Source organism: Pantoea sp. SOD02, from assembly GCF_024707505.1.
Taxonomy (GTDB): Bacteria; Pseudomonadota; Gammaproteobacteria; order Enterobacterales; family Enterobacteriaceae; genus Pantoea; species Pantoea symbiotica.
This window is the reverse complement of record NZ_CP102604.1, coordinates 3,730,077-3,751,364: the sequence shown is the minus strand read 5'-3', so window position 1 is coordinate 3,751,364 and position 21,288 is coordinate 3,730,077. Positions and strand designations below refer to the sequence as shown.

Below are 21,288 nucleotides of genomic sequence, written 5' to 3'. Positions count from 1 at the left end.
AATGAAGCGGGAAGGGCAAGATAACCGGCAGAGGATCTGCCGGTATGCAGCAGGGTTTTATAGCTCTTGTTCGAATAAAACCAGAATCGCGTCGTACAGCTGTTTTACTGAGAAGGTGCGCGCAGGGGTAATAAAGATGGTGTCATCACCGGCGATGGTGCCGAGAATCCCTTCCGCTTTGCCCAGCGAATCCAGCAGGCGCGCAATCAGCTGCGCAGCGCCCGGGCTGGTGTGAATCACTACTAATGCATCGTTGTAATCGATATCCAGCACCAGATTCTTCAGCGGGCTGGTGGTGGTGGGTACGCCGAGTTCAGCAGGCAGGCAATAAACCATTTCCATCTTGGCGTTACGCGTACGCACCGCGCCGAACTTGGTCAGCATGCGAGAAACTTTGGACTGATTGATATTCTCGAAGCCGTCTTCCTGCAACGCCTGCACGATTTCGCCCTGGGAGCTGAATTTCTCTTCCTTCAATAAGGCTTTAAACGCCTTAATCAAGTCGTCTTGTTTCGATGGGTTTCGCATAAGCTACCAATTAAAAGAGGGTTGCAGAGGGCAACAGGCCCACGGCAGATAAATTATTATGCATTTAGATGAATTTTTATGCAATAAGTCTGATGAGAGAATCGCGGTAATGACCTGCGGGGCGGGCATAATAACAGAATATGAGGTTGCACCAAAATCGCGGGTGGACGCGCAAAGCGAAGGTTGCAAAGTTGTTATATTATTGAGGTGGTAACAACAATATCGATGATCATTGCCGTCCATTGTCTTCTGGCTGCGAATGAATCATTCAGGCGACTTCTGAAGTGGAGATGTCTCGGGAGCCGATTGCGGCGTAGTGTTAAGGGCGCGACAGGTTTAGTCGCTATCGCCTGAGAAGTTGATTAAACTCGTAACCTGATGGATTTTCGGCATATCTCTGCCCCACCTTAATAAGGAGTTCAGGATGAAAGTTGCCGTTCTCGGTGCCGCTGGTGGTATTGGCCAGGCGCTCGCACTGCTGCTCAAAACGCAATTACCCGCAGGCTCAGCTCTCTCACTTTACGATATTGCCCCGGTAACGCCGGGTGTGGCGGTCGATCTCAGTCACATCCCAACGGCAGTCACCGTGGAAGGGTTTAGCGGTGAGGATGCTACGCCTGCCCTGCATGGTGCCGATGTGGTGCTGATCTCTGCAGGTGTGGCACGTAAGCCGGGCATGGATCGCGCCGACCTGTTTAACGTTAACGCCGGTATCGTGCGTAACCTGATTGAACAGGTTGCCAGCACGGCGCCGAAAGCGCTGATTGGCGTGATCACCAATCCAGTCAACACCACGGTGGCGATTGCGGCCGAAGTGCTGAAGAAAGCTGGCGTGTATGACAAAAATCGCCTGTTTGGCGTTTCCACCCTCGATATCATCCGCGCTAATACCTTTGTCGCAGCGCTGAAAGGCAAGCAGCCTAACGAGATTGAAGTGCCGGTGGTGGGCGGGCATTCAGGCGTAACCATTCTGCCGCTGCTGTCGCAGGTAAAAGGCGTGAGCTTCAGCGAGCAGGAAGTGGCGGATCTCACCAAACGTATTCAGAACGCGGGCACCGAAGTGGTGGAAGCCAAAGCCGGTGGCGGATCGGCAACGCTGTCGATGGGACAAGCGGCGGCCCGTTTTGGCCTGTCATTGATTCGCGCCATGCAAGGTGAAGCCAACGTCGTGGAGTGCGCGTATGTGGAAGGCGATGGCGAATATGCCCGCTTCTTCTCGCAGCCGCTGCTGCTGGGTAAAAACGGCATCGTTGAGCGCCGTCCGCTGGGTACGCTGAGTGCCTTTGAACAGCAGGCGCTGAACGGCATGCTGGAAACGCTGAAGAAAGATATCGCGCAGGGCGAAGAGTTTGTGAAGTGATCGGCTCTTAGCAGTAATAAAAAACGCCCGGCAATTGCCGGGCGTTTTGTTTCTATAATCCGCCAGATTTGAAGGTCTTATTGGCGGGCGCGCCGTTGCTGGCGGGATTTTGTTTTCCTAGCGTCTCCATGCGTACCTGGAACGGCGGGAATGGCATCTCAATGCCGTGCTCCTCAAAGCCGCGCAGAATCAGCTGATGCAGTTCATGGCGCAGCGGCATGCGATGTCCCATCTCCGCCGCATGCACACGCAGTTCAAACAGCTGAATACCTTGCTGCAAATCGACCAGGAACACATCCGGTGCCGGCATATCCAGCACGTAGGTGCAGCGATCTGCCGCCTGCTTAAGAATGTTGGTCACTTCATCGCTGTTGACTCTGGCCGGCGCCGGAATCGTCAGCACCACACGCGTCACCGAATCCGACAGCGACCAGTTTACGAACTGCTCCGTAATGAAGGCCTTGTTCGGCACGATGATCTCTTTGCGATCCCAATCAGTAATGGTGGTGGCGCGCGTGTTGATGCGGGTGATGCTGCCGGTCAAATCGCGAATGGTTACGGTATCGCCGATACGGATCGGTTTCTCAAACAGGATAATCAGGCCAGAGATAAAGTTGGCGAAAATCTCCTGCATCCCGAAGCCTAAACCCAGACCTAACGCAGCAACCAGCCACTGTAGCTTCGACCACTCAATGCCCATCATCGAGAAGCCAATCAAGCCGCCAATCAGCATCAACGCATATTTGGTCAAGGTGGTAATAGCGTAGCCGGTGCCCGGCGCCAGGCTGAGATGCTGTAACAGCGCCAGCTCCAGCAGCGCGGGCATATTGCGCACCAGCTGCGTGGTAATAATCAGCACCAGAATCGCAATCAACACCGCACCCAGCGTAATCGCCTGCACGCTATCGACGCCCTGAATGGTAGTGCTGGCATTCCACAGCGGAATATTATCGAGGAAACTAAACGCCGAGTGAATTTCTGACCACAACACAATCACCGAAACCAGGGCGATTAGCGTCAGGATTGAACGCACCAGACGCAGTGACTGCGCGCTGATCTCATCGAGGTCAATGCTGGGCTCATCGATTTCGATGGTGTCGGCATTTGCCGGCGTCGATTGCTCTTTCTCTTCTTCACTGCGCGCACGGTTGGCCAGCATATCGGCACGACGCTGACGTGCGCGGTCAAAGGCGATGCGGCGGCGCTGAATCAGCATCCAGCGGCGGATAATGTGATACACCACCAACAGGAAGAACCAGATGCCCACTGAGGTTTCCAGACGCGCCAGCAGCGCCTGCGCGGTGGCGAGATAACCGATGCAGGAGGCGAGGGCAGCAACCAGAGGCAGGGCGATCATCAGGTTCCACAGAATGCGGTTTACGAAGTTATCGCCGTTGCCCTCTTTATCCAGATAGAGCGGAATACCGGCGCGTTTCAGGCTAACGGTAACGATGCTCAGCGCGCCACAAATCAGGATGAAGCACACGCGCCCCAGCGTGCCGGAGAATTGCGGATCGTCCAGGTTTGCAAAGGCGATCAGCAGCATGATCAGCGGCACAATCAGCCCAACCGACAGCGAGTAATAGCGCATCGCACGTGCCACGCGCGCCTGCGGCCAGCGGAAGTGCACCACAAACAAGCCGTCGGGACGCGCAAAGGCGGCGCTGATCATAAAGGCCCACAGCAGCGGCAGCGTGGCGGTGATGCCATCGCCAATCGCCACGGCGAACGGATAAGGCCAGGCATGCTGTAAACCGTAACCGAGCGCGGCCCACAGCACCGGCAGCGGCACCGCCACCAGAATCGACCAAAATACCGTGCGCAGCGTCAGGCTAAAGCGGTCCTGCGTGACTTTGCCGACACGGCTGGCGGAGCGCTCCATAAAGGCGTTGTAGTGACGACGTGAGCTGATGCTGAAGCCCACCAGCAGCACGGCACCAATAATCGGCAGCACGGTTTCACGATTGGTAAACATCATCGCTAGCGCTTTACCGAGCTGACCAGCCGTATCCAGCGACAGCAGACGCTTAAGATCCTGCGCCATCTCGACCGGGAAATTCAGGCCGATGGTGTTAACGTCGGCGGTCCAGAACAGATAGCGATGCGTCGCATCTTTTACTTCAGCTAAGGCATCCTGCAGCTGCGTATTGGAAACTTTGAGCTTGGTAATTTCCAGAATCAGCGTATCGCAACCGGAAATCAGTGAGTTCAGCAGCTCGCGCTGGGTTTTAAGTTGCGCTTCGAGAATGCGTACCTGATCACTGCTGAACGGCGTGCCATCATCCTGTTTGGACTTGCGCAGATCCTGCTGGCGCTCGAGCAGATCTTCATAATGCAGACGCTGCACGCGCAGCTGGCCCATTTCGCTGTCGATCTGCTGAGATTTCGGCATCTCAGGCAGACGCGCGACCTGCGCGCGCAAGGCTTCACCCAACAGATTGGACGCGCCCAGCCATTGCGACTGCTCACGCAGCGTGCTCAGCGCCTGACGCACCTGCAAGGTCTGATTGGTGGCTAAACGCTGCTGCGAGGCGACTAAATCCATGCGCTGCGCTTGTTGATTGAGGTCAGCGGAGAGTTCGCGGTTTACACGGAACTGATCGCTGATCGAACTCGGCAGATCGCCACTGTTTTCTGCCAGCTGCTCGGTGCGCTCCAGCGCCAGTTCAGCTTCGCGCTGGCGCTGGTTGTTGAGCTGATTGCGCAGCGCCTGCAGATAGTTATCCAGTTGGGTGGCTTTGCGCTGATGCACTTCGGCGCGCATACGCGCCAGTTCCTGACGGTTATTCGCCGACAGCTGTGCCAGCTCTAACTCGTCCACGCGCGCTTTGTTGGCAGCGTTTTCCGCCTGACGCGCGTAAATCTGCGCCTGCGCTAACGGCGTGGTCGCCGCTGAGGAACTCTGCGCGCGGCGATCGCTTTCGGTCATTGCCCGGCGTGCATCGGTTTGCTGCTGAGGCAGCTGCGACAGTGAATCGCTGATTTCGCGCGCGCGATCCTGCTCCTGCTGCGCCTGGCGGCCTTCCTCCAGCAGCTGGCTGCTGACCTGCAACAACTCTTGATCCAGCTCGGCGCTGCTCATATTGCTGCGCACCGCCTTGCTGCTATCCGTCAGCGTGGCGATCTGCTGGCGTAATTCACGCGCCAGGCGCGGGAAATCATCAATCACCTGCTGATACTGCTTCGCGCGTTCCAGCGACTCATCGCGCTCGTTGAGGAAGTTGATTGCCGCTTCCAGCGCCTGCACCTGTTCGGTTTGCGCGGGTGAGCTTTTTGCGGATTTAGCCGCATCCAGTTCCTGCTTAAGCTGGCTGGATTGCGGAACGGTCGCTGCAAATACAGAACTGCTGAGCACAAGGCTCAGCAGCAGGGAGAGGAGAACACGCACGGGAGAGGTTCCGGTTATTTGCTTAGTGAGACGCTGTCGCCAGGCTGAGGCAGGGCGATGGCCAGCGGCTGACCGAGGCGGGTTTTGCTTTCGGCTTCAAGGCTTTCCGCCAGCTTCACGCGATTCGGAGCGAACAGGTTGATCACCGTTGAACCCAACTTGAAGCGACCCATTTCCTGGCCTTTTAGCAGCACGACCGCACCGTCATGATCGGCAGACGGATAGCGCCAGCGTTTGATCACACCTTCGCGTGGTGGCGTGATAGTGCCCGCCCACACGGTTTCGATGCTGCCGACAATGGTGGCACCGACAAGGATCTGCACCATCGGGCCATGATCGGTATCGAATACGCAGATCACGCGTTCGTTGCGCGCAAACAGATTCGGGATGTTACGCGCGGTCAGCGGATTGACCGAATAGAGATCGCCAGGCACATAGATCATTTCGCGCAGGACACCGTTACACGGCATGTGCACGCGGTGATAATCGCGCGGGGCGAGGTAAGTGGTAACAAACTCGCCGTCGTGGAACTGATCCGCCAGATCGTCGTTACCGGCCAGCAGCGCCTGCAGGCTGTAAGTGTGGCCTTTGGCCTGGAAGATCTGATCGCCGGCAATGCGGCCCAGCTGGCTGATCGCGCCATCGGCGGGCAGCGCCAGTAAAGAGGCGTCAGGATCGACAGGACGCGCGCCCTCTTTTAACGGACGCACGAAGAAATCATTGAAGGTGCGGTAGCTGCCGGTATGTGGCTTGCTGGCTTCTGCCATATCCACTTTGTAGTACCAGACAAATATGTCGATGACCGCTTTAGTGAGCCAGCCACCACGACGGCTGGCGCCCCAACCGGCGAGTTCGGTGAGCCCTTTTTTGGGCAAAATATGATTCAGGCCGAGTTTAAAACGATCAAACACCGTTGCCTCCTGGCTTAATTACGTATCGTTAACAAAAAGGGGGGCGGATTGTAGCAGCGCCCCAGCGCGTTGGCGAATGTGCCGTTGTACTGCTTAATCCGCGTCGGAGGAAAAGTTTTTACGCGTCTTTACCTGCGCCATACTTTCCAGAATTCGGTGGTAGTTATCGAAGCGCGAGATGTCGATCTTGCCTTCTTCTACCGCTTCGCGGATGGCGCAGCCAGGATCGGTATCGTGCTTACAGTCGCGGAAACGGCAACTGCCAAGGAATTCACGGAATTCGACAAATCCGCGCGTCACTTGTTCCGGCTCCAGATGCCATAAACCGAATTCACGCACGCCTGGTGAATCGATCACATCGCCGCCCGCCGGGAAGTGATAAAGGCGCGAGGCGGTGGTGGTGTGTTGACCCAAACCAGAAACGTTCGACACATCGTTAGTCAGAATTTCCGCTGCCACATCCAGGCCAAGCAGGTTATTCAACAGGCTCGATTTGCCTACGCCAGATTGACCGGCAAAGATGCTGACGCGGCCGGTTAAGGCACTTTCCAGTTCAACCAAACCATCTTTGGCGTGGCTGGAAACCATCAATACGCGATAACCAATATTGCGATAGATCTCCATCTGCTCGTCAACAAACGCGCGGCCTTCGGCATCCAAAAGATCGGTTTTGTTGAGCACCAGCAGCGGTTCCACGCCGAGCGTTTCGCTGGCGACCAGATAGCGATCGATAATGTTAAGTGACAGTTCCGGCAGGATCGCCGAAACGATAATGATCTGATCGATGTTGGCGGCGATCGGTTTCACGCCGTCATAGAAGTCTGGGCGCGTTAGTACGGTTTTGCGATCGTGTACTGCTTCGACGATCCCTTTACCGCCGCCAATGGCGACGCGCCATAAAACGCGATCGCCGGTGACCAGCGAGCGAATAGTGCGGCGGATGTTACAGCGATGCACAACGCCTTCGCTATCTTCCACGTCTGCGTGCATGCCGAAACGGCTGATCACCACGCCATCAGCCGCTTCTCCAAACAGACTATCATCCGGCTCCGGCTTATCGCTCCGTTGCTGCAGACGACGCTGATGGTTGGCGCTTACGCGACGTTGTTGACCTTTCGACAGTTTGTTTTTACTCACGCATCCTCTCACGGCTTTCGCCAGGCTTCGCCCTGCTGGGCAAAACGTCTATGATACACCTGAAATGAGTTTAATGACGACTTTGGCAACAGGCGGGAAACGCATGACAGCTGGAAATGAAAACAACCTGATTTGGATCGACCTCGAAATGACCGGATTAGATCCGGAGCGCGATCGCATTATTGAGATCGCCACCATCGTGACCGATGCCAACCTGAACATCCTGGCAGAAGGCCCGGTGTTCGCAGTGCATCAATCTGACGAGCAGCTGGCCTTGATGGATGACTGGAACGTGCGCACACACACCAATAGCGGATTGGTGGCGCGTGTTAAAGCCAGCGAGCATGACGACCGTGCAGCAGAATTGGCCACCATCGAGTTCCTGAAGCAGTGGGTGCCGGCGAACACCTCGCCGATTTGCGGCAATAGTATTGGTCAGGATCGTCGCTTCCTGTTTAAGTACATGCCTGAACTGGAAGCCTATTTCCACTATCGCTATCTTGACGTCAGCACGCTGAAAGAGCTGGCGCGTCGCTGGAAACCGGATATCTTGCCTGGCTTCAAAAAGTCCGGTAGCCATCAGGCACTGGATGACATTCGCGAGTCCGTCGCCGAGCTGGCGTACTACCGCGAGCACTTCTTGCAGCTTTAATCGACAGTGGGTGCGCAGGAAATCATCAGGTTGTCGATAAAAGCAGCGAACGCGCGGAAAGCGCAAAATTTTGCTTTTAGACTCTTGCGACTGAAAGGATTTCTCGTATAATGCGCACCCCGTACCGGTGAAGAATTTGATTCGGAATTCGGAACGGAGAAGTAAAACGAAGTTCAGAATCGAGCATGTTTGTTTGATGCAAGGCGGCAACTGAACGAGTCACAGCGAGCTTACATCAGTAAGTGACCTGTGCGAGTGAAGGCAGCCAACGCAGCAGCAAATAAACAGGCGAAGATTATGCGGGAATAGCTCAGTTGGTAGAGCACGACCTTGCCAAGGTCGGGGTCGCGAGTTCGAGTCTCGTTTCCCGCTCCAAACTTTCGTTGCGTAGTAAACCTCTAATGCGGGAATAGCTCAGTTGGTAGAGCACGACCTTGCCAAGGTCGGGGTCGCGAGTTCGAGTCTCGTTTCCCGCTCCAGAGTTGCAGTAAACCATCCAAATCACGGATTTAGTTTGCCAACGCAGTAGCGAACTAAAATACGAAGATTATGCGGGAATAGCTCAGTTGGTAGAGCACGACCTTGCCAAGGTCGGGGTCGCGAGTTCGAGTCTCGTTTCCCGCTCCAAATTTTTATATTCACTAATGTTATTTGCCCTTAGGCGCAATCAGAATTAAAACTGCTGCTGATATTTTTATCGCATGCAAAACCGTTTTTTTCTGGAAATTTTGCACGCCTCGCTAGCACCGATAATGCTTGTTGTCTGACGCAGTTATCTTACAGGTTATCCACAATGTGCCTGCAAGGTTCTGACGGCGTTTTCCCCGTTGTTTAAAACTGTTTTGAACAGAGTTATCCACAAGCTCTGGACAAACCCCTGCGCGCTAAACACGACGTGAATATTTACAATAATCGTTTAATTGATTGATTTATAAGTGGTTAAACGTATTTCAGACTGTGATCTTACCCTTTAGACGAAATTACGATCTCCGTCACTATTCCGTTGGATAATTTTATTCACAGCATGTGGAAAAGCGTTTTATTCTGTGCGACTGCTCAATCAAGCATCACGTGGCAGGCCTTTTTCAACCGCGCGCACCAGCCGCTGTTTCTTCGCTGGTTGCACTTCCACCGCTTGCGCCGCGCGTTTCTGCAACTGCTGTGCAATCGCCCATTCAATATGTTCATCAAGCAGTGGATGTTCGCCGCTACGCGATGCTAATGCCTCCATATTTTCTTCTGCCCAGGGCGCATTGCCCAATGCCACCGCAATGTTACGCAACCAGCGCAAATGCCCAATACGCCGAATCGCTGAACCTTCAGTGATGCGCAGAAATTTGGCTTCATCCCATTTGAACAGTTCGGTGAGCGGTGGCGCATGCAGCACCGCGCGCGGTGAAAAATCATCTTCATCGGTTAACTGACCGTAACGATTCCACGGGCAGATCAGCTGGCAATCGTCGCAGCCATAAATTCGATTACCAATCAGCGGACGGAACTCTTCGGGAATTGCGCCTTCCAACTCGATGGTGAGATAGGAGATGCAGCGCCGGGCATCGACCACGTAAGGTTCGACGATAGCGGAAGTGGGGCAGATAGTGATGCAGGCGACACAACGTCCACACTGCTCTTCCTGCGGCTGATCAACCGGTAACGGCAGATCAATCAGCAGTTCGCCGAGGAAGAACCAGGAGCCGGCTTCACGATTTAGGATCAGCGAATGTTTGCCGGTCCAGCCTAAACCGGCTTTAGCGGCAATCGGGCGTTCAAGAATCGGCGCGGAATCGACGAACGGGCGAAAATTGAGTTCGCCACAGTGCGCCTGAATCATTTCTCCGAGCTTTTTCAGTCGATTGCGCAATACTTTGTGATAGTCGCGGCCCAGCGCATAGCGGCTTACATAGCCTAGCTGCGGATTTTTCAAGGTGCTGGCAAAGGCGGCTTTGGCTGGAAGGTAATTCATGCGTACGCTAATCACGCGCAGCGTGCCGGGCAGCAGCTCATGCGGCCTTGCGCGCATCATGCCGTGGCGCGCCATCCAATCCATCTCGCCGTGATATTGCTTATCCAGCCACGCCTGCAGTTTGGGCTCTTCGGCGCTCAGATCGGTATCGCAAATACCCACCTGCTGGAAGCCGAGGTCGCGTCCCCACTGTTTGATTTGTTGAGCGAGCTGTTGAAGATCGAGAGGATATGACATGAGAAACCAGGCAATTGAAGCAAACGCGCGCAGTTTACCACACTCTGTCTGGCCTGCGCAGGCGATGGCACAACTGGAACGCGATGCCGCCGATAGCCTGGGCTTAACGCTGTTTGAGCTGATGCAACGCGCTGGCCAGGCTAGCTATGAATTAGTCCGCCAACTGTGGCCGCAGGCGCATCATTGGTTGGTGCTGTGCGGGCACGGCAACAATGGCGGCGATGGTTTTGTGGTGGCGCGACTGGCGCAAGCAGCAGGATTGAACGTAACGCTGCTGGCGTGCGCGGGCAGCAAAGCCTTGCCAGAAGAGGCGCAGCAGGCGCAAGACGCATGGCTGGCGGCGGGCGGTGTGATTCACGCGGCAGATGCGCCGTGGCCGGAAAAGGTTGATGTGATTGTTGATGCACTGCTCGGCACCGGCCTGAATCGTGCGCCTGCGGATCCCTACGAGCGCCTGATTACGCTGATTAACGCGCATGCCGCACCGGTGCTGGCGATCGACATTCCCTCCGGTTTGCTGGCGGCTAACGGCACGGCGCCGGGCGAGACGGTCATCGCCGATCACACGCTGAGCATGATTGCGCTGAAACCCGGCCAACTGACCGGGAAAGCGCGTGATTACGTTGGCGTGCTGCATAACCATGAGTTGGGTTTGTCGGCGTATCTTGCCGCTGAACAGGCACCGATTTCACGCTATGACGCCGGGGACTTAACGCGCTGGCTGAAGCCGCGTCGTGCGACCTCACACAAAGGCGACCAAGGTCGGCTGTTGGTGGTCGGCGGCGATAGCGGCACGGCGGGCGCGATTCGCATGACTGGTGAAGCCGCATTGCGAAGCGGTGCCGGACTTGTGCGCGTGCTGACGCATGAAGATAATATTGGCCCGATTCTCACCGCGCGACCGGAGCTAATGGTTAATGCACTGAACGATGAACGTCTGGATCAGGCGCTGGAGTGGGCGGATGTAATCGCCGTTGGGCCGGGGCTTGGCCAGCGTGATTGGGCTCAGAAGGCACTGAAAAAGATCGCGGCCAGTGAAAAGCCGATGCTTTGGGATGCGGATGCGCTTAACCTGCTGGCAATCAAGCAGGATAACCGTCAGAATCGCATCATTACGCCGCATCCCGGCGAAGCTGCACGCTTGCTGGGAGTGAAAACCAGCGAGATTGAGAGTGACCGCTTACATGCTGCGCGCGCCCTGGCGAAACGCTACGGCGGCGTGGTGGTATTGAAAGGTGCGGGCACGGTGATTGCCAGCGCGGCGGGTGACATCGCGATTACCGATGTGGGCAACGCGGGCATGGCGTCCGGCGGCATGGGCGATGTGCTGAGCGGGATTATTGCCGCTCTGCTCGGCCAGAAACTGACATTACTTGATGCAGCCTGCGCAGGCTGTGTCGCGCATGGGGCAACAGCCGATGCCGTCGCGCGTCAGCGCGGTACTCGCGGCATGTTAGCCACTGATTTGTTCGAGCTGCTGTGGCAGTTTGTTAATCCAGAGATGATCCAACAATAAAGCATGAAGACCTGTGTTATCCCTTTGCCCGATGAGGCGGCAACCCTGAATCTGGGTGCGCAATTGGCGCGCGTCTGCAACAGCGCGCTGGTGATCTATCTTTATGGCGATTTGGGTGCCGGTAAGACCACCTTTAGTCGTGGTTTTCTGCAGGCGCTCGGCCATCAAGGCAATGTAAAAAGCCCAACTTATACGCTGGTCGAGCCCTACGAGCTCGGCTCTCGCACGCTGTACCATTTCGATCTCTATCGTCTTGCCGATCCCGAAGAGCTGGAGTTTATGGGCATCCGCGACTATTTCACCGGCGATGCGCTTTGTCTGGTGGAGTGGCCGCAGCAGGGAACTGGCGTGCTGCCTGAGCCCGATTTAGCGCTGACGTTGCGCTATGTTGATGCGGCGCGTGAAGCCGAAATTAGTGCGGTTTCCGCCACGGGCGAAACGCTGTTAACCCAATTCCAGCAAGGCAGGGATCCGGCATGATGTCACGGATGAGAATCATTGTACTGGGCTTGCTGTGCCTGTTTTCTGCCTCGGCGTTGTCTGCCACGTTATCGGATATCAAAGTCGAAAATGGCGATAGCCAGGCCACCGTCACACTGAGCTTTAACGGTCAGCCGGTGTATGGCTTTTTCCCACTGCATAATCCCAATCGTGTGGTGCTCGATATTCGTCAAAGCGGCGCGATTAAAGGTCTGCCGCTGAATTTTAGCGGCGAAAATATTGTGCAGCGCATTCGTCATAGCCAACCGAAAGATAAGCAAAGTCTGCGTCTGGTGTTCGAACTGACGCAGCCTGCACAGACGCGCGCCAGCACCCAGCGTGATGGCAGTAATTATCGCGTGGTGTTCACCATTCGTGGGACGCAGCCAGCGAAACGTCCGGCCGTTGCCGCGCCTGTCACCACGGCGCGTGAAAGCCAGCCGCAGAGCAGCAGCCAGGGCAACCCGTTCAACGCCAATCAGGTGACTGCGGTAACCAGCAGCAATACCACCGTGCGTCCCGGCAACTCGGTTAGCCGCAACGATGTGGTGATTGTGGCGATTGACGCCGGACACGGCGGTCAGGATCCCGGTGCATCAGGCCAGCATGGTTTGCATGAGAAAAATGTCACCATCTCGATTGCGCGTAAATTGAAAGCGCTGATGGATCAGGATCCGATGTTCAAACCGGTGCTGACGCGTAACGGCGACTATTTCATCTCGGTGATGGGCCGTTCGGAAGTGGCGCGTAAAGAGAACGCGAACCTGCTGGTATCCATTCACGCTGACGCCGCGCCAAACCATTCGGCGACCGGCGCATCAGTTTGGGTGCTGTCTAACCGGCGCGCAAATAATGAAATGGCGAACTGGCTGGAACAGAAAGAGAAACAATCTGAGCTGCTGGGCGGCGCAGGCGATCTGCTGGCGAATAGCCAGGCCGATCCCTATCTCAGCCAGGCGGTTCTGGACTTGCAGTTTGGTCATTCACAGCGTGTAGGCTATGACGTCGCCGTCAAAGTCCTGCAGCAGCTGCGCGGTATTACGCCGCTGCATAAACGTCTGCCGGAACATGCCAGCCTTGGCGTTTTACGTTCCCCGGATATTCCTTCTTTACTGGTCGAAACCGGCTTTATTAGTAATGCCGCGGAGGAGCGGCTGCTTGGCAGCAGCGCGTATCAGGAGAAGATTGCTCAGTCGATTTATAAAGGCCTGCGCAATTATTTCCTTACGCATCCGCTGCAATCGATCCCAAAGGAGGAAAACCGGCCGCTGGACAGCGCACCAGCGGTTAGCGTCGCCAGCAACCCGGCGACCGGCACGGTGCAATATACCGGCGCGACGCAGCGTCATACCGTGACGCGTGGCGAAACATTGTCCGGCATCGCGGCAAAATATGGCGTGAGCATGGCGACGTTACGTGAGATGAATAGCCTGAAGCGCGATGTGGTTTGGGTAGGACAGCGCCTGAAAGTGCCCGCTAAATCCAGCGTTAGCGTGGCGGCGGCGAGTCGTCCAACCCGGCATAAAGTGGTGCGCGGCGATTCGCTGACGGCCATTGCCGCGCGCTATGGCGTGAGTTCGAAAGCCATCATGCAGGCGAATAATATGAAGTCGAGTAATGTGATGCTGGGGCAAAACTTAAAAATTCCGCAATCCTGATTGTTGGCTCCTCGTGAGCCAACCAGCCAGAAGGATCACCACCATGCCAATACAGATTTTACCGCCGCAGCTGGCGAACCAGATTGCCGCAGGCGAAGTGGTTGAGCGTCCGGCGTCGGTCGTAAAAGAGCTGGTGGAAAACAGCCTGGATGCCGGTGCCACGCGCATTGATGTCGATATTGAGAAAGGTGGCGCGAAGCTCATCCGCATTCGCGACAATGGCTGCGGCATCGCCAAAGACGAACTGGCGATGGCATTGGCGCGGCATGCGACCAGCAAAATTTCCTCGCTCGATGACCTTGAGGCGATCATGAGCCTCGGTTTTCGTGGCGAAGCGCTCGCCAGTATCAGTTCTGTTTCTCGTTTAACGCTGACTTCACGCACCGCCGATCAAAGCGAAGCCTGGCAAGCCTATGCGGAAGGGCGCGACATGGATGTGACGGTGAAACCGGCTGCGCATCCGGTAGGCACATCGCTGGAAGTGCTCGACTTATTCTATAACACGCCCGCACGCCGCAAATTCATGCGTACCGAAAAGACCGAATTTACCCATATTGATGAGGTGATTCGTCGCATTGCGCTAGCACGCTTTGACGTCGCCATTTCGCTTAGCCACAACGGTAAGTTGATGCGCCAGTATCGCGCGGTCAGTGAAGATACGCAGCGGGAGCGGCGTTTAGGTGCCATTTGCGGCACTACGTTTATGCAGCACGCTTTGCGTATTGAGTGGCAGCACGACGATTTAGCGCTGCGCGGTTGGGTCGCTGATCCCAACGGCTCGCGCCAGGTTACCGACCTGCAATATTGCTACGTCAACGGACGCATGATGCGCGACAAGCTGATCAATCACGCGATTCGTCAGGCGTATCAAACGCAGCTTGGCGACGATCAGCAGCCGGCTTACGTGCTCTATCTGGAGATCGATCCGCATCAGGTGGATGTCAACGTTCATCCGGCTAAGCATGAGGTGCGTTTCCATCAGTCGCGTTTGGTACATGATTTTATCTGGCAAGGCGTGATGAGCGCGCTGCAAGCCAGCCGCGTGCCGGAATTGCCCATCGCTCATGCCGAAGAACCGGCACCGAAGTGGCAGCCAGAAAACCGTCAGGCGGCAGGTGCGAACCACTTTGCCCAGCCCAGCAACACGTCACGCAGCAGCGGCGGCGCTTCTGCAGCGGCGGGTGCGAGCTGGCAGAGTAAGGAGCCGGTTTACAGTGCGCGTGAAGGCAATGCGTATAAGCAGTTGATGAAAACGCCGGTGGTAGAAACGTCGCGCGCTGCGCCAGTTCCTGCGGCGGCTCCAGTGCGTCAGCCGGAAACACGTGAAGCACCGCTGGCCGCCCACGCGCAAAGTTTTGGCCGCGTGTTAAGCGTTTTACAGGATCGTTATGCGCTGCTGGAACGTGGTAGTGCGCTGCAACTGTTATCGCTGGCCGTGGCGGCACGCTGGCTAAAACAGGCCCAGCTGCAACCAGGCGAAGAGGGCTTAAAACCGCAGCCATTGCTGATCCCGGTACGCCTGAAAATTGCCGCGCCGGAGCTGGCCGCTATCGCCGAGCACGCCGCGCTGCTAAGCCAGATGGGCATTGATTTACAACGAGAAGGGCAGCACGTCACGCTACGTGCGGTGCCTTTACCGTTACGAACACAAAATTTACAAATCTTGATTCCAGAACTGTTAGGCTACCTGGCCCGGCAGCAAGAGGTTTCTGCATCCACGTTGGCCCAATGGCTGGCGCGTCGCGATGATGCAGAAGACGCTCACTGGAATCACTCGCAGGCGATTGCACTGCTGGCAGAGCTGGAAAGGCTTTGCCCGCAACTGCTGAAGTCGCCGCCTTCAGGTCTGTTACAGACCATTGAGATTGAGAGCGCGCTGAACGCGTTGAAGCATGAGTGAACTAAACCAGGCTAGCCGGCCAAAGGCAATTTTTTTGATGGGGCCTACCGCCTCCGGTAAGACGGCATTAGCGATTTCGCTGCGTCAGCAACTTCCGGTGGAACTTATTAGCGTTGACTCTGCCTTAATCTATCGCGGGATGGATATCGGCACGGCGAAACCGTCGGCAGAAGAGTTAGCACTGGCGCCCCATCGTTTGCTGGACATTCGCGATCCGGCGGAAGCCTATTCCGCCGCAGAATTTCGTCGCGATGCGTTGGCAGAAATGGCGGAGATCACCCGTAAGGGGAAGATTCCGTTGCTTGTTGGTGGAACCATGCTCTACTTCAAGGCGTTACTTGAAGGATTGTCGCCGTTGCCCTCGGCCGATCCCGAGGTGCGTCAGCGAATAGAGCAAATGGCGGCGGAGAAAGGGTGGGAAGCCCTGCACCGTCAGCTGTGTGAAATCGATCCGGTCGCCGGTAGTCGTATTCATCCGAATGATCCGCAGAGACTTTCGCGAGCACTGGAAGTTTTTTTTATTTCGGGTAAAACTTTAACGGAACTGACAAAAACCTCCGGCGAAGCGTTACCCTACGACGTGTACCAGTTTGCAATCGCACCTGCGAGTCGCGAACTGATACATCAACGCATTGCGTTGCGTTACGACCAGATGCTAGCGTCAGGATTTGAAGCGGAGGCTCGTGCACTGTTTGCGCGAGGTGATTTGCATACGGACATGCCTTCCATTCGTTGTGTAGGTTATCGCCAGATGTGGTCTTATTTATCAGGCGAAATCGATTACGACGAAATGGTTTATCGGGGAATTTGCGCCACTCGGCAGCTCGCTAAACGCCAGATGACCTGGTTACGTGGCTGGCCTGAAGTACACTGGTTAAACAGTGATGAGCCAGAGTTAGCGCGTAATGCGGTGCTTAAGGTAGTTAGTGCGTAGCAGGGATGATTGTGTACAATTGATTGGTTATCGTGCGCAAATTTTTACGCAGTTTTTCTGAACCACGGTTCTTAAAGCAACAAACAACAAGCATATAAGGAAAAGATAGAATGGCTAAGGGGCAATCTTTACAAGACCCGTTTTTGAACGCATTGCGTCGTGAACGTGTACCGGTTTCGATCTATTTGGTGAATGGTATTAAGCTGCAAGGGCAAATTGAATCCTTTGATCAGTTCGTCATTCTGTTAAAAAACACGGTCAGCCAGATGGTGTATAAGCACGCCATCTCTACAGTGGTTCCTTCTCGCCCAGTGTCGCACCATAGCAATAACGCGGGCGGCAGCGGTGGTAGCAGCAACTATCATCACAGCGGAAGCAACCAAGGCGCTCAGTCGCAGCCACAACAAGACGGCGATAACGCAGAATAATTTTGCGCTGCCGTAAAGCCAGGGCTGGAGAACGAGCACGTTTTCCTGTCCTGGTTATTTTATTTTAGCGAGGTTATAGCTTGTTTGACCGTTATGAAGCCGGTGAGCAGGCCGTACTGGTACACATCTGGTTCTCCCAAGACAAAGAGCTGGAAGATTTGCAGGAGTTTGAAACTCTTGTCTCTTCTGCGGGCGTTGAAGCGCTGCAAGTCATTACGGGCAGCCGTAAAGCGCCACATCCCAAATATTTTGTCGGTGAAGGAAAGGCAGTTGAAATTGCCGATGCGGTGAAAGCGAGTGGAGCATCGGTCGTTTTATTCGATCATGCCTTAACTCCTGCCCAGGAACGTAATTTAGAGCGTGTGTGCGAATGTCGTGTCGTTGACCGCACCGGCCTAATTCTTGATATTTTCGCTCAGCGCGCCCGTACCCATGAGGGTAAATTACAGGTCGAGCTGGCACAGTTACGCCATATGGCAACACGTTTAGTGCGTGGATGGACGCACCTTGAACGCCAAAAAGGTGGTATCGGTTTACGTGGCCCGGGTGAAACCCAGTTGGAAACGGACCGTCGTTTACTACGCAATCGAATTAGCCTGATCCTTTCCCGTCTTGAGCGTGTTGAGAAGCAGCGCGATCAGGGCCGCCAATCACGTGCTAAAGCTGACGTGCCAACCGTTTCTCTGGTGGGCTACACCAACGCAGGCAAATCTACCCTGTTTAATGCAATAACCTCCGCTGATGTTTATGTGGCAGATCAACTGTTTGCGACGCTTGATCCGACATTACGTCGCCTGAACGTTGCAGACGTTGGTGAAGTGGTTCTGGCTGACACAGTGGGATTTATTCGTCATTTGCCACATGACTTAGTGGCCGCGTTTAAAGCTACGTTGCAGGAAACGCGTCAGGCAGCGCTGCTGCTCCATGTTGTTGATGCGGCTGATTTACGTATCAATGACAACATCGAAGCCGTGAATGAAGTGCTGGCAGAAATAGAATCCGATGAAATTCCAGCACTGATGGTCATGAACAAAATCGATATGCTGGAGGGCTTTGAGCCACGTATCGATCGCAACGAAGAGAACCAACCGATTCGCGTTTGGTTATCTGCACAGAGCGGCGTGGGTCTGCCGTTACTGTGGCAGGCGCTTTCTGAGCGTTTAGCCGGTGAAATTGCGCAGTACGATTTACGTCTGCCGCCGGAAGCAGGCCGTTTACGCAGTCGTTTTTATCAGTTGCATGCTATAGAAAAAGAATGGAATGAAGATGATGGCTGTGTGAGTTTACACGTGCGTATGCCGATCGTTGATTGGCGTCGTCTGTGTAAACAAGAGCCGTCGCTAGCCAGTTATATTGTTTGACCGTTGCCTAACCGATCTTACCCAAAAGATTTCAGGTTGTAGCAAGGCGGCAATTGAACGAATTCCCGGGAGCTTACATCAGTAAGTGATCGGGATGAGTGAAAGCAGCCAACGCCGCTACAATCTGAAAGATGAAGGGTAAGCCGTAAATACAATAAATGGAGTAGAAACATGGCGTGGAATCAGCCCGGAAATAACGGACAGGACCGCGACCCGTGGGGAAGCAGCAATAATCAAGGCGGCAACTCTGGGGGAAATAAAGGAGGTCGCGATCAGGGACCACCTGATCTGGATGATATCTTCCGAAAGCTGAGTAAAAAACTCGGCGGACTGGGCGGTGGCAAACAGAATGACAATGGCCAACGCAGCGGCGGTAGCGGTGGCAAAATAGTTGGCATTGTTGCTGTAGCGGCGGTCGTTATCTGGGCGGCTAGCGGTTTCTACACCATCAAAGAAGCGGAACGTGGCGTCGTCACGCGCTTTGGCAAATTTAGCCATCTGGTTGAGCCAGGCCTCAACTGGAAACCGACTTTCGTCGATCAGGTTCGCGCCGTAAACGTAGAAGCAGTACGTGAACTGGCCGCGTCTGGCGTGATGTTGACGTCGGATGAGAACGTGGTGCGCGTTGAGATGAACGTACAGTACCGCGTGACCGATCCTGAGCGTTATCTGTATGCCGTGACCAGCGCTGACGACAGCCTGCGTCAGGCCACTGACAGCGCCTTGCGTGGCGTTATTGGTCGCTCAACCATGGACCGCATCCTGACGGAAGGCCGTACCGTGGTGCGTAGCGAAACTCAGCGTGAGCTCGACGAGACCATCCGTCCGTACAACATGGGTATTACCCTGCTGGACGTAAACTTCCAGGCGGCGCGTCCACCGGAAGAAGTTAAAGCCGCATTTGACGATGCGATTGCCGCGCGTGAAAACCGTGAACAGTACGTTCGTGAAGCTGAAGCTTATTCGAACGAAGTTCAGCCGCGTGCTAATGGTCAGGCGCAGCGTATCCTCGAAGAGGGTCGTGCTTACAAAGAACGTACGGTGTTAGAAGCGCAGGGTGAAGTGGCACGTTTTGCCCGCTTGCTGCCGGAATATAAAGCTGCACCAGAAATCACGAAAGAACGTCTCTACATTGAAACCATGGAACGCGTGCTGAGTCATACCCGCAAGGTGTTGATCAGCGATCGTGGTAACAATTTGACGGTTCTGCCACTGGATCAACTGATGCGCGGTGGTCAGGCATCTGGCCAGGGCGGTCAGAAAATGACGAATTTAATGAAGTCTCCTTCGTCGTCCGATAGCAATGCGAATCGGGGAGATACTTCATCTTACAGTCCAGACAGCATCATGGATCAGCGTCGCGCCAATGCGCTGCGCAACGATACCCAGCGCCAGGGGAGGGAGTAATCGATGCGTAAGCCAATCATCGCCGTAATTATTGTAGTGCTGGTGGTGCTTTACGCGTCACTGTTCGTGGTGCAGGAAGGCCAACGCGGCATCGTGCTGCGCTTTGGTAAGGTTCTGCGTGATGACGAAAACAAACCGCTGGTGTATGCACCGGGTCTGCATTTCAAAATTCCGTTTATCGAAACCATGAAATCACTGGATGCGCGCATTCAGACCATGGATAACCAGGCTGACCGCTTTGTTACCAAAGAGAAGAAAGACCTGATCGTTGATTCTTATATCAAATGGCGTATCAGTGACTTCAGCCGTTACTACCTGGCAACCGGTGGTGGCGACGTTTCTCAGGCTGAAGTGCTGCTGAAACGTAAGTTCAGTGACCGTTTGCGTTCTGAAATGGGGCGTCTGGATGTAAAAGACATCGTGACCGATTCGCGTGGCCGTTTGACCACCGACGTGCGTGATGCCCTGAACACCGGTAGCGCAGGTAATGATGATGACGTTCAGACGCCAGCTGCGGATGACGCAATTGCGAATGCGGCAGCACGTGTAGAACGTGAAACCAACAGCACCGAGCCGGCACCAAACCCGAACAGTATGGCTGCGTTGGGTATTGAAGTTGTCGACGTGCGCATCAAGCAGATCAACCTGCCGACTGAAGTTTCTGACGCGATCTACAACCGTATGCGCGCCGAGCGTGAAGCGGTAGCGCGTAGTCAGCGTTCACAAGGTCAGGAAGAGGCAGAGAAACTGCGTGCGCAGGCCGATTATCAGGTCACGCGTACACTGGCAGAGGCACAGCGTGAAGCGCTGATTTCTCGCGGTGAAGGTGATGGTGAAGCGGCAAAACTGTTTGCTGATGCCTTCAGCCAGGATCCGGATTTCTACGCCTTTATCCGCAGCCTGCGTGCCTATGAGAATAGCTTCTCAGATAATCAGGATGTGTTGGTGCTAAGCCCGGATAGCGATTTCTTCCGCTATATGAAAGCGCCCTCTAACGCCACGCGTTAAGAACTGATATAAAGTCCAGGCCGACAATGTTGTCGGCCTTTTTTTTGGGAAAAAATCATGAATTCAACCATCTGGATGGCGCTGGCTTTGGTTTTGGTGCTGGAAGGACTTGGACCGATGTTTATGCCGCGCGCCTGGCGACGCATGATCCTGGCGATGACGCAGTTACCCGATCGCCTCTTGCATCGTTTTGGTGGCGGTTTAGTGGTGGCCGGCGTGGTGATCTACGCGATGATCAGTATGCATGCGCGTTAATCAGCGTAAATTTTTTGTGATGCCGCGCGACTCAATTGTGTCTGTTGGCCGCTGTTCCCCCAACATGTTGTGAGCTGAGCAAAACTCAGGCAAAAAACAGCGCAATCGTATGCTAAAAGTGCTGAAAGAGTAAAAGTCAGGTGGTAGAATCCATTTTTAAGCAAT

17 protein-coding genes and 3 tRNA genes are annotated in these 21,288 nt (G+C 54.9%); 15 read left to right on the top strand and 5 right to left on the bottom strand.

Going from position 1 to position 21,288, the window contains the following annotated elements:
• Window positions 1-57 precede the first annotated feature (57 nt).
• Window positions 58-528: a transcriptional regulator ArgR gene (argR, locus tag NR302_RS17330; protein WP_008101964.1), complete on the bottom strand. Its 471-nt coding sequence runs from the start codon at window positions 526-528 to the stop codon at window positions 58-60.
• A 424-nt stretch (window positions 529-952) separates the two neighbouring features.
• Here argR and mdh point away from each other — a divergent pair, with 424 nt between their 5' ends.
• Complete coding sequence (gene mdh / locus NR302_RS17325) at window positions 953-1,888, top strand: malate dehydrogenase (RefSeq protein ID WP_008101961.1); 936 nt, start codon at window positions 953-955, stop codon at window positions 1,886-1,888.
• A 52-nt stretch (window positions 1,889-1,940) separates the two neighbouring features.
• Here mdh and mscM read toward each other — a convergent pair whose 3' ends face one another.
• From mscM to rsgA, 3 genes are all read right to left on the bottom strand, one after another.
• Window positions 1,941-5,276: a miniconductance mechanosensitive channel MscM gene (mscM, locus tag NR302_RS17320; RefSeq protein WP_179452036.1), complete on the bottom strand. Its 3,336-nt coding sequence runs from the start codon at window positions 5,274-5,276 to the stop codon at window positions 1,941-1,943.
• A 14-nt stretch (window positions 5,277-5,290) separates the two neighbouring features.
• Window positions 5,291-6,187 carry an archaetidylserine decarboxylase gene (gene asd, locus NR302_RS17315; protein ID WP_256697595.1) on the bottom strand — a complete coding sequence of 299 codons (897 nt, stop codon included), beginning with the start codon at window positions 6,185-6,187 and terminating at the stop codon, window positions 5,291-5,293.
• A gap of 93 nt (window positions 6,188-6,280) precedes the next feature.
• On the bottom strand, window positions 6,281-7,324 hold the full coding sequence (rsgA, locus tag NR302_RS17310; RefSeq protein WP_007891997.1) for a small ribosomal subunit biogenesis GTPase RsgA: 1,044 nt from the start codon (window positions 7,322-7,324) through the stop codon (window positions 6,281-6,283).
• A 103-nt stretch (window positions 7,325-7,427) separates the two neighbouring features.
• Between rsgA and orn the strand changes: the two genes are divergently transcribed.
• From orn to NR302_RS17290, 4 genes are all read left to right on the top strand, one after another.
• Window positions 7,428-7,976, top strand: coding sequence for an oligoribonuclease (gene orn / locus NR302_RS17305; RefSeq protein ID WP_008101955.1), 549 nt, complete (start codon window positions 7,428-7,430; stop codon window positions 7,974-7,976).
• A gap of 299 nt (window positions 7,977-8,275) precedes the next feature.
• Window positions 8,276-8,351, top strand: a tRNA-Gly gene (locus tag NR302_RS17300).
• A 28-nt stretch (window positions 8,352-8,379) separates the two neighbouring features.
• A tRNA-Gly gene (locus NR302_RS17295) sits at window positions 8,380-8,455 on the top strand.
• 72 nt (window positions 8,456-8,527) lie between these two features.
• A tRNA-Gly gene (locus tag NR302_RS17290) sits at window positions 8,528-8,603 on the top strand.
• Window positions 8,604-9,036: 433 nt separating this feature from the next.
• Here the strand turns inward: NR302_RS17290 and queG are convergent.
• Window positions 9,037-10,176, bottom strand: a complete 1,140-nt coding sequence (gene queG, locus NR302_RS17285) for a tRNA epoxyqueuosine(34) reductase QueG (RefSeq protein WP_258144058.1) — start codon at window positions 10,174-10,176, stop codon at window positions 9,037-9,039.
• On the opposite strand from queG, the gene nnr reads away from it, so the two are divergent.
• The 10 genes from nnr (at window position 10,175) to NR302_RS17235 (ending at window position 21,123) form a co-directional block, all read left to right on the top strand.
• Window positions 10,175-11,692, top strand: a complete 1,518-nt coding sequence (gene nnr, locus NR302_RS17280) for a bifunctional ADP-dependent NAD(P)H-hydrate dehydratase/NAD(P)H-hydrate epimerase (RefSeq protein ID WP_258144057.1) — start codon at window positions 10,175-10,177, stop codon at window positions 11,690-11,692. The genes queG and nnr overlap by 2 nt on opposite strands.
• 3 nt (window positions 11,693-11,695) lie before the next feature.
• The gene (gene tsaE, locus NR302_RS17275) at window positions 11,696-12,172 is read left to right on the top strand and encodes a tRNA (adenosine(37)-N6)-threonylcarbamoyltransferase complex ATPase subunit type 1 TsaE (RefSeq protein WP_258144056.1); all 477 of its coding nucleotides are present in this window, start codon (window positions 11,696-11,698) and stop codon (window positions 12,170-12,172) included.
• Window positions 12,169-13,830: an N-acetylmuramoyl-L-alanine amidase AmiB gene (gene amiB / locus NR302_RS17270; protein ID WP_008103623.1), complete on the top strand. Its 1,662-nt coding sequence runs from the start codon at window positions 12,169-12,171 to the stop codon at window positions 13,828-13,830. The genes tsaE and amiB overlap by 4 nt, the downstream gene beginning before the upstream one ends.
• 43 nt (window positions 13,831-13,873) lie before the next feature.
• Window positions 13,874-15,730 (top strand): DNA mismatch repair endonuclease MutL, encoded by a 1,857-nt coding sequence (gene mutL, locus NR302_RS17265; RefSeq protein WP_258144055.1) that lies wholly within the window; start codon window positions 13,874-13,876, stop codon window positions 15,728-15,730.
• Window positions 15,723-16,664, top strand: a complete 942-nt coding sequence (miaA, locus tag NR302_RS17260; RefSeq protein ID WP_036648157.1) for a tRNA (adenosine(37)-N6)-dimethylallyltransferase MiaA — start codon at window positions 15,723-15,725, stop codon at window positions 16,662-16,664. Before mutL ends, miaA begins: the two co-directional genes overlap by 8 nt.
• A 110-nt stretch (window positions 16,665-16,774) precedes the next feature.
• The gene (hfq, locus tag NR302_RS17255) at window positions 16,775-17,092 is read left to right on the top strand and encodes an RNA chaperone Hfq (protein WP_008103618.1); all 318 of its coding nucleotides are present in this window, start codon (window positions 16,775-16,777) and stop codon (window positions 17,090-17,092) included.
• Between the two features lie 80 nt (window positions 17,093-17,172).
• Window positions 17,173-18,453, top strand: a complete 1,281-nt coding sequence (gene hflX, locus NR302_RS17250) for a ribosome rescue GTPase HflX (protein WP_258144054.1) — start codon at window positions 17,173-17,175, stop codon at window positions 18,451-18,453.
• Between the two features lie 171 nt (window positions 18,454-18,624).
• The gene (hflK, locus tag NR302_RS17245; RefSeq protein ID WP_008103614.1) at window positions 18,625-19,860 is read left to right on the top strand and encodes an FtsH protease activity modulator HflK; all 1,236 of its coding nucleotides are present in this window, start codon (window positions 18,625-18,627) and stop codon (window positions 19,858-19,860) included.
• Between the two features lie 3 nt (window positions 19,861-19,863).
• Window positions 19,864-20,868, top strand: a complete 1,005-nt coding sequence (gene hflC, locus NR302_RS17240) for a protease modulator HflC (RefSeq protein ID WP_258144053.1) — start codon at window positions 19,864-19,866, stop codon at window positions 20,866-20,868.
• A 57-nt stretch (window positions 20,869-20,925) separates the two neighbouring features.
• Entirely contained in the window at window positions 20,926-21,123 is a 198-nt protein-coding gene (locus NR302_RS17235; RefSeq protein ID WP_008103612.1) for a DUF2065 family protein, read from the top strand.
• Window positions 21,124-21,288 lie beyond the last annotated feature (165 nt).